This is a genomic window from Polaromonas sp. YR568 (genome assembly GCF_943369675.1).
In the GTDB taxonomy this organism is placed as follows: Bacteria; Pseudomonadota; Gammaproteobacteria; order Burkholderiales; family Burkholderiaceae_C; genus Polaromonas.
In genome coordinates, this window is the sequence record NZ_CALROB020000083.1 from 1 (window position 1) to 7,753 (window position 7,753).

Here is a 7,753-nt window from a genome sequence, read left to right on the forward strand (position 1 = left end):
GTGCGCGGGTTGGGCCCAACCCGCGCAACCGGCCGCGACCGTGCAGACCCTGGTGTTCATCCGCCACGCCGAGAAACCGGCCGCCGGCCTGGGCCAACTCAATTGCCAAGGGCTGAACCGGGCGCTGGCGTTGCCGGCGGTCTTGCTGGCGAAATTCGGCAAACCGGACTTTGTCTTCGCCTCCGACCCACACGAAAAGAAGCCCGACAACGGCCAGCCTTACAACTACGTGCGGCCACTGCTCACCGTCGCGCCAACGGCCGTGCAACTGGGCCTGCCCATCAACGCCTCCTTCGGGTTCGACGACATCGAGGGCCTTCAGGGCGAGTTGCTGACGGCCAGGTACCAGAACGCGCTGACGCTGGTGGCCTGGGAGCACAAAAAGCTCGAAGACGTGGTGAAAGCCTTGCTGAAGCAATTGGGCGGCGATGCGTCCGCCGTGCCGCACTGGCGCGGCAGCGACTTCGACAGCATCTATGTGGTGAGGGTTGAACGGCGCGAAGGCCGGGTCAGCGCGACTTTTGCGCTGGAACGCCAGCAGCTCAATGGCCAAGCCGCAAGCTGCCCCACCCCGGCCGCAAAACCCTGAGCCCTAAGCCGCGGCCAGCGCGCCGTCCTCAAACACCTTGAGTTCGCCCGGCGCAAAGGCCGTCCACTGCTCGTTGGTGGTCAGCGGCGCCGTGACCACCACGGCCACCTTGTCGGTGGGCCGGGTGTGTTCGGCGAAGTTCACGCTCACATCCTCATCACTCAACGTGGCATGCGCGAAGGGATGCTTGCGTTCCACGTAATAAAGATTTGTGGAGGCATGCGCCCACAACGCCTGGCCGTTGCTCAACAGGAAATTGAAGGTGCCGTGGCTGGCGATCTGCGCCGCGAGTTCGCGCAGCGTGATGCTCAGTTCCTGCACGCTGGGCACGCCCGCATGCGACTTGGCCATCTCCTGCATGATCCAGCAAAAGGCGCGCTCGCTGTCGGTGGTGCCCACGGGCCGGAAGCTGCCGTGCAGGCGCGGCGCAAAATCCTTGAGGTCGCCGTTGTGCGCGAACACCCAGTAGCGGCCCCAGAGTTCGCGCACAAAGGGGTGGCAGTTCTCCAGCGCCACGCGGCCCTGCGTGGCCTTGCGGATGTGCGAGATCACGTTGCGGCTTTTGATCGGGTAGCGGCTGATCAGCTCGGCCACCGGCGAGCTGCAGGCCGGCTGGTGGTCGACGAAATGGCGCAGGCCCTTGTCGCTGGCGCCGGCCACACTGTCGTCGCCCTCGAAAAAGGCGATGCCCCAACCGTCGGCATGGTGGTCGGTATGGCCGCCACGCTGCGCGAAACCGCGAAAGCTGAAGGTCACGTCGGTGGGGGCGTTGCAGTTCATGCCCAGGAGTTGGCACATGTCAGCCTGCTTTCTGTTCGTCTTGGGGTGCGGCCGGCGCGGGCACACGCAGCTGCCACGCCGCCACCATGGCCAGCACACACAGCGCGGCCAGCATCAAAAACGCCTCGTTGAACGCCGCCAGCCGCGCCGGGCTGCTGGTGCCGTTGGCCAGTGAATCGCCGTGGGCGGCCAGCCGCCATTCCAGCACGATGCCGCACAGGCTGACGCCGATCGCGCCGCCCAGCATGCGCAAAAAATTGATGGCGCTGGCGCCCTGCGACAGCAAGTGTTCATGCAGAGGCCGCAGTGAACCGAGGTTCAGCGAAGGCAGGATAAAACCCAGGCCGATGCGGCCCAGCGTGGCCCAGGCCACCAGCATCCACAAGCCCGAAGCCAGGCTCACGGTCAGCATCAGCGCGAACGAGGCGGCCAGCAAAGCCAGGCCGGTGCTGACGAGCAGCCAGGTCGGGTGTTTGTCCGCCAGGCGCCCCACACCCGCAATCGTCGCGGCCAGCACCAGCCCCGCGGGCAGCAGGATGGCGCCCACGTGCGAGGCCGACAGGTTCAGGCCCAGCTGCAGGTAAACCGGCAGCAGGTAGGTCGAGCCGAACAGCGCCGTGCCGTAGATAAACGCCACGATGCTGCCCATGGCAAAGGGCCGGTAACCGAACAGCGCCAGGTTCATCAGCGGCGAGCCGCCCGTGGCGGCCAGGCGGCGCTGCCACCAGACAAACGCAGCCAGCGCCGCAACCGCGCCGCCCAGCAAGACAAAAGCCTTCGCACCGCCGGCGCCGTGCAACTCGACCATGCCGTTGAGCAGGCACAGCGTGCCGACCGCGCCCAGCAGCAGGCCGCGCCAGTCGATCATGGCCGTGCCGCGGTTCGCCGCCACGCCGCCCGGCGCGGTGTCCGGGACATAGCGATAAGCCATCCACAGCGACACCAGGCACAGCGGGATGACCATGAAGAAGATGGAGCGCCAGCCGAACAGGTCGACCAGGATGCCGCCTATGCTGGGGCCCACGGCGGGTGCCAGCACCACGCCCATGCCGAAGAGGCCGCTGGCGCGGCCCTGCTCGTGCGGCCCGAAGGCGCGCATGATGATGATGGCGGGAATCGGCTGCACCACGCCGGCCGCCAGCCCCTCGGCCACGCGCGCGCCCAACACCAGACTGAAATGGTTGGCCAGGCCGCCGACGATGCCGCCGGCCATCAGCAGCAGCATGGTGCCCACGTAAGTGCGGCGGTAGCCGTAGCGCGACAGCAGCCAGGGGGTCGTCAGCATGGAAACCGTCATGGCCACCATGAAGCCCGAACTCACCCATTGCGCGCGCTCCTGCCCCAGCGTGAAATGGTGGCTCATGTCGGGGATCGCCACGTTGACGATGGTCGACGACATGATGGAGGCCATCGTGCCGATCATGACCGACAGCAGCAGCAACCAGCGGTAACGCGGGCCGTGCCGGGCCTGCAGGCCGGCAAGGGAAGCGGGCATGCGGGGGCCGGCCTCAGTCCCTCGGCTCGGACCAGAGCTTGCCGCCCGTGGCCCAGTTCTCGCGCTTGATGTCGGTGATCAGGATGTCCACCGAGTCGGGCTGGCCGCCCAGGATTTCAACGCTGACGCGGGTGATGGCCTCCACGAGCTTTTTCTTCTGCTCGATGGTCCGGCCTTCCATCATTTCGACGTGGTAAGTGGGCATGGTTTCCTCTGGATGAAGTGCTTGCGGCGGGATTGCCGCAAAGTGCGTGAATGCCCAATGATAAAAGCAAGCGGCGGCGGCCGTTTTGTCGGCCTGCGCTGACAGGCTGACGGGGATTGCCCCCAGAGGCCGGCAAGCCCAGGCATGGGACACTGCATTTTTCGGGCAAGGGGCCGGGTTTCCTCGTTCCTGTCCCTTTGATTTCTGCTGAGCGTCCTGCACCATCCCGCAGGCTTCATCCGGGCAAGCACTTGTTTTCCACCACGCCATTCAACTCCACCGAGCCACCCCTGCCCTTGCTGGCGGGCCGCAACTACCACTGCCATTGCGGGCAGCCGGTCTTCTTTCGCAACAGCAAATGCCTGGCCTGCGGCACGCCGCTGGGCTACGACTGTGAAACCGGCCTGCTGCTGCCCCTGATGCCGGGCCCGCGCGAGGGCACCTGGCGCGAATGGCAGGCATCCGCCGCGCCCGACGCGCCGCCACCCGACGATACGCAACCACCCCAGCTCGACGAAATTCCCGGCCAGGAATCCGCGCCTGAAGCCGGGCCGGCCGCACAGCTTCAGTCCACTGGGATTGATCCAGCCAATGGCAGCGATAACAGCAACGACGACGGTGTGCCCACCTACAAACGCTGCCTCAACCTCTCCACCCCCGCCTCGTGCAACTGGCTGATTCCGGTGCACGACCCGGCGGACATGTGCCGGGCCTGCCGCCTGAACCGCACGATCCCCGACCTGACCAATCCGGAGCAACCCGACAACGGCTACCTGTGGGGCCTGATCGAGCTGGCCAAACGCCGGCTGGTGTCCTCGCTGATCCTGCTCGGGCTGCCGGTGGCCTCGCGCATGAGCGAGGACCCGGAACGCGGCATGATGTTCGACTTCCTGCGCTCGCCGGTCAACGGCCCGCACATCATGACCGGGCACAACACCGGCCTCATCACGCTCAACGTGGACGAGGCCGACGACGCCAAGCGCGAAGCGGTGCGCAAGGCCATGCGCGAGCCCTACCGCACGCTGCTCGGGCATTTCCGCCATGAGGTGGGCCACTATTACTGGGACCGCCTGGTCGCCGGCACGCATTGGCTGGACGGTTTTCACCAGCTCTTCGGCGATGAAACCCTGGACTACAAGGCCAGCCTGCAACGCAACTACGAAGAAGGCCCGCCCGCGGACTGGCCGCTGCATTTCGTGAGCGCCTATGCCAGCACCCACCCATGGGAAGACTGGGCCGAGTGCTGGGCGCACTACCTGCACATGCGCGACGCGATCGACACCGCGCTGAGCTTCGGGCTGAGCGTGGACCGTTTCGACCTTGAATTCACGCCCTTCACGCTGGACGCGCTGCACCAGCCGGACCACCCGGAAGCCGAGCAGTTCCTGTCCTTCCTCAACCACTGGACGCGCCTGACCACCATGCTCAACGAGATGTCGCGCAGCATGGGCCAGCCCGACTTCTATCCTTTTGTGCTGCCGCGCGATGCGGTGGGCAAGCTGCACTTCATCCACCTGCTGGTGGGCTCGCGCAGCTGGCTTCAGCCTGAACAAAATGCCTCGCAGGCTCAGTCGCAGTCGCAGTCGCAAATACAGACACAGGCACCGGGAAGCACCAACGACGATGCCGGCACGCAGCAGGATGCGGGCGCCGTCGTTTCAGGCTGAAAGCGCCCAGCCGCTTACAGGTCTTCCGGGCCTTCCAGGTCTCTCATGCCCCAGACGATGCGCGCAAACTCCGGGCTGAGCTGCCGGCGCGCTTCGTGCTCCAGGCCGCGAAGGCTCGCGGCCTGGTTCATGCGGCGCGGTGAGATCGCGGCGCCGCGTGACGCAAACACAATGCAGTTGCTTTTTTCCAGCGCGCAGATTTCCACCGCGTTGCCGCCAAAGCTGCGCTGGATGCGCCCGATCCAGACGGCGTAGTCGGGGTCGTCGTAGTGCAGGTTCACGGCCAGGATGCCGCCGGGCGCGAGCGCCGCAAAGCAGTCGTCGTAAAAGCCCTGCGAGCACAACTGGGCGGGCTGGCCTTCATGGTCAAAGCCGTCGACCAGCAGGGTGTCGAAAGCGCCCGTGTGCGAGGCCACAAACGCCGCGCCGTCACCTTCAAGCACCTGGAAGCGCGCGTCGTCTTCGGGCACCTGGAAGTCGCCGCGCAGCGCGATCACATGCGGGTTGATTTCCACCACCGACACCCGGCAGGCCGGCAACTGGCGGTAGCAGAACTTGGCCAGTGAACCGCCACCCAGCCCCACCATGGCCAGGCGCGCCGGCGCGGGCTTGAACAGCAGGAAACCCATCATCGTGCGGGTGTAGTCCACGTCCAGCTGCCAGGGGCTTTGCAGGTTCATGCGGCTTTGCAGCTCGCCCATCGTGAAATGCAGGGAGCGGGACGTGCCGTCGTCGCGCACAAAAGGCTCGACGCACCGCTGCGCGGGCACACTTCCCGCAGCCGCGCCGGTTTCGTCGGGCGCGAGCACGGGAAGCTTCGGCCAGGGCGTCATGCGCGCGCCGAGCCGAGGAGGAACAAGGGGAAAGGACTTAAGGGAAACATGCGGCGGGTTCCGGAAGACGGTTGTGTGGGGCACCGCAAGGCCTTCATTGTATTGGCGGGCTCGGTCACAATTGGCGATGGCTTCAGCAGCACCTTCACCCAGACAGCGCGGCCACCACTACAGCGTTTACGTGATCGAGCTGGGCCCCGAAGTGTGGGACGTGGCCCGCTTTCGCCGCGCCAACCCGGACTACCAGCTGGGCAAGCCCTTTGTCTATGTGGGCATGACCGGGCTGGACCCCGACGTGCGCTTTGACAAGCACAAGGCCGGCATCCAGTCCAACCGCTTCGCGCGCGATTTCGGCGTGCGCCTCTTGCCCCGCCTGTATGAGATGTACAACCCCATGCCTTACGACGCGGCGCGCGACATGGAAGTCGAGCTGGGCATAGGCCTGCGCGAAGCAGGCTATGGGGTCTGGCAGGCCTGAGCGCGGCCGCACCGGGCGACGCAAGGCCTTATTCCAGCGCGCTGACCGTCACGCCGTGCTGGCCGGAAAACGCCTGCAGGATGCCGGCGATCTCGCCGTCGGGCAGCGTGGTGACCAGCTCGATCAGCTTGTTGCCGCCGCCCTTGTGGCTGTCGCTCACCGTCACGGTGGCCGCCGGGTCGCCTGCCGAGAACAGTTTTTGCAGCGAGGGGCCCAGCGAGGCCATCACGCCGTCGCGCTCGTCCTTGCCGGCGGCTGCCGCCTCCGTGTACTGCACTTCAAATGAAAAATTGGTTTTGGCGCTCATGGGTGTGTGATCCGGTGTGTAGACGGGGGGCTTACGCGCGCAACGTGGCCGCGAGGGTGATCTCCGGCACGCTGGCCAGCGCCTTCGACAGCGGGCAGGCCTTCTTGGCGCCTTCGGCCAACTCCTGGAATTTCGCTTCATCAATGCCGGGGATGACGGCTTCCAGCGTCAGCGCGATGCGGTCGATCAGGAAACCGTCGCCTTGCGGCGCCAGCCGGACCCTGGCACTGGTCTTGACCGAGGTGGTGGGAAAGCCGGCCTTGTCGCAGGCAAAAGAAAACGCCATGGTGAAACAGGCCGCGTGGGCCGCGCCCAGCAACTCTTCAGGGTTGGTGCCGCTGCGGTCGTCCTCAAAGCGGCTGCCGAAGCCGTAGGGATAGGCGGTGAGCGCGCCGGTTTCGGTGCTGATGCGGCCCTGGCCTTTTTTGCCGGAGCCTTCCCACTGGACGGAAGCGTTTTTTTCAATCATGGCTGCCCTTCAAGATAAAAGAGGAATCCATCAGTGTGCGCGCCGGCGGCGGGCGAGAGCGTCAGACAGCGCCGCGTGCGGCCGGCCTGGCGCTGTGTTTTACGCGGTTTCCGGCTCGGTCTGGCTTGCCGGCGCGGTTTGGGAAGCGACTTCCGAGGCCACCGCGTCCAGCGCCTGCGCCACCACGCCCTGGTTGTCCACCGGCCTGAGCAGGCGTTCCCGGATCAGGCGCTCGCAGCTGCGCTTGGTCATGGAGTGCGGCTGGCCGCCGTGGCTCACGAACATGAACAGCGTGCCTTTGGTGCTGGCCCAGATCAGCTGGGCGCGCAGCCAGCGGCGGCGTGAATACAGGTCCACCCAGTGGCCGGAGCGCAAGCCGGCCAACAGGCGTTCGGCATCGCCCTGGGCCAGGGCCGGCACGGCGGAAGCTTCCTGCTCGGCGAGGAGCTCGGCGTGGGAAGAGTCGACCTCTTCCGCGGCGGCCGGTGCGGCCGGTACAGCCCTTGCGGCTTGCACAGGCTCTTCTTCCAGGGGCATGAGTTCGCCGGGCGCCGTGGGCAAGGTGTCCTCAAAGCCGGCCGCATCCAGCTCGTCGCGCGCCAGCCAGGGGTGGGCGGCGGCCTTGGCGCGGCGCTGCTCCGGCGTGGCCGGCAGTTCTTCGGGCTCCAGCGGCATGGATCCAGAATCCAGCGACGCCATGCCGGACTCTTCGGCATCGCGCTGGCTTTTCAGCCGGCGCAACTTGAGCACCGGCCGGTGCAGTTTCATCAGCCCTTCAAAAAAGGGCTCGCTCTCGCGCGGGTCCTGCCCCAGCAGGGCCAGGCCTTCGTGCAGCTTGCCCAGCAGCCTGGGGATCATCTCGATCAGCTTGGCCGGGCGCTTGAGGGTGACTTCCCGCTTGACGCTCCAGAGCAGGTCGGGCACCACCGA

Annotated in this window: 10 protein-coding genes; 3 read left to right on the forward strand and 7 right to left on the reverse strand. The window is 66.4% G+C overall.

The window, feature by feature from the left end; genetic code table 11:
• A partial coding sequence (locus ACLV8F_RS24430) for a histidine phosphatase family protein (protein ID WP_411886790.1) occupies positions 1-589 on the forward strand: 589 nt, incomplete at its 5' end.
• Positions 590-592: 3 nt separating this feature from the next.
• Here ACLV8F_RS24430 and ACLV8F_RS24435 read toward each other — a convergent pair.
• Genes ACLV8F_RS24435 through ACLV8F_RS24445 form a run of 3 tightly spaced genes read right to left on the reverse strand, consistent with a single transcriptional unit; the run spans position 593 to position 3,069 of the window.
• Complete coding sequence (locus ACLV8F_RS24435; RefSeq protein WP_411886791.1) at positions 593-1,387, reverse strand: class II glutamine amidotransferase; 795 nt, start codon at positions 1,385-1,387, stop codon at positions 593-595.
• Position 1,388: 1 nt separating this feature from the next.
• Complete coding sequence (locus ACLV8F_RS24440; RefSeq protein WP_411886792.1) at positions 1,389-2,864, reverse strand: MFS transporter; 1,476 nt, start codon at positions 2,862-2,864, stop codon at positions 1,389-1,391.
• A 13-nt stretch (positions 2,865-2,877) separates the two neighbouring features.
• On the reverse strand, positions 2,878-3,069 hold the full coding sequence (locus tag ACLV8F_RS24445; protein ID WP_411881369.1) for a 4-oxalocrotonate tautomerase: 192 nt from the start codon (positions 3,067-3,069) through the stop codon (positions 2,878-2,880).
• Between the two features lie 251 nt (positions 3,070-3,320).
• Between ACLV8F_RS24445 and ACLV8F_RS24450 the strand changes: the two genes are divergently transcribed.
• Positions 3,321-4,736 (forward strand): putative zinc-binding metallopeptidase, encoded by a 1,416-nt coding sequence (locus ACLV8F_RS24450; RefSeq protein WP_411886793.1) that lies wholly within the window; start codon positions 3,321-3,323, stop codon positions 4,734-4,736.
• 14 nt (positions 4,737-4,750) lie between these two features.
• Here the strand turns inward: ACLV8F_RS24450 and ACLV8F_RS24455 are convergent, their stop codons facing one another.
• Positions 4,751-5,569: a transferase gene (locus ACLV8F_RS24455; protein ID WP_411886794.1), complete on the reverse strand. Its 819-nt coding sequence runs from the start codon at positions 5,567-5,569 to the stop codon at positions 4,751-4,753.
• A gap of 127 nt (positions 5,570-5,696) precedes the next feature.
• Here ACLV8F_RS24455 and ACLV8F_RS24460 point away from each other — a divergent pair, with 127 nt between their 5' ends.
• Positions 5,697-6,047, forward strand: a complete 351-nt coding sequence (locus ACLV8F_RS24460; protein WP_411886795.1) for a hypothetical protein — start codon at positions 5,697-5,699, stop codon at positions 6,045-6,047.
• 28 nt (positions 6,048-6,075) lie between these two features.
• Here the strand turns inward: ACLV8F_RS24460 and ACLV8F_RS24465 are convergent, their stop codons facing one another.
• From ACLV8F_RS24465 to ACLV8F_RS24475, 3 genes are all read right to left on the reverse strand, one after another.
• The gene (locus ACLV8F_RS24465; RefSeq protein ID WP_411886796.1) at positions 6,076-6,354 is read right to left on the reverse strand and encodes a hypothetical protein; all 279 of its coding nucleotides are present in this window, start codon (positions 6,352-6,354) and stop codon (positions 6,076-6,078) included.
• Between the two features lie 31 nt (positions 6,355-6,385).
• Entirely contained in the window at positions 6,386-6,823 is a 438-nt protein-coding gene (locus tag ACLV8F_RS24470) for an OsmC family protein (protein ID WP_411886797.1), read from the reverse strand.
• Between the two features lie 99 nt (positions 6,824-6,922).
• Positions 6,923-7,753 (reverse strand): DUF1631 family protein (locus ACLV8F_RS24475; RefSeq protein WP_411886798.1); only part of this gene is annotated, 831 nt, incomplete at its 5' end.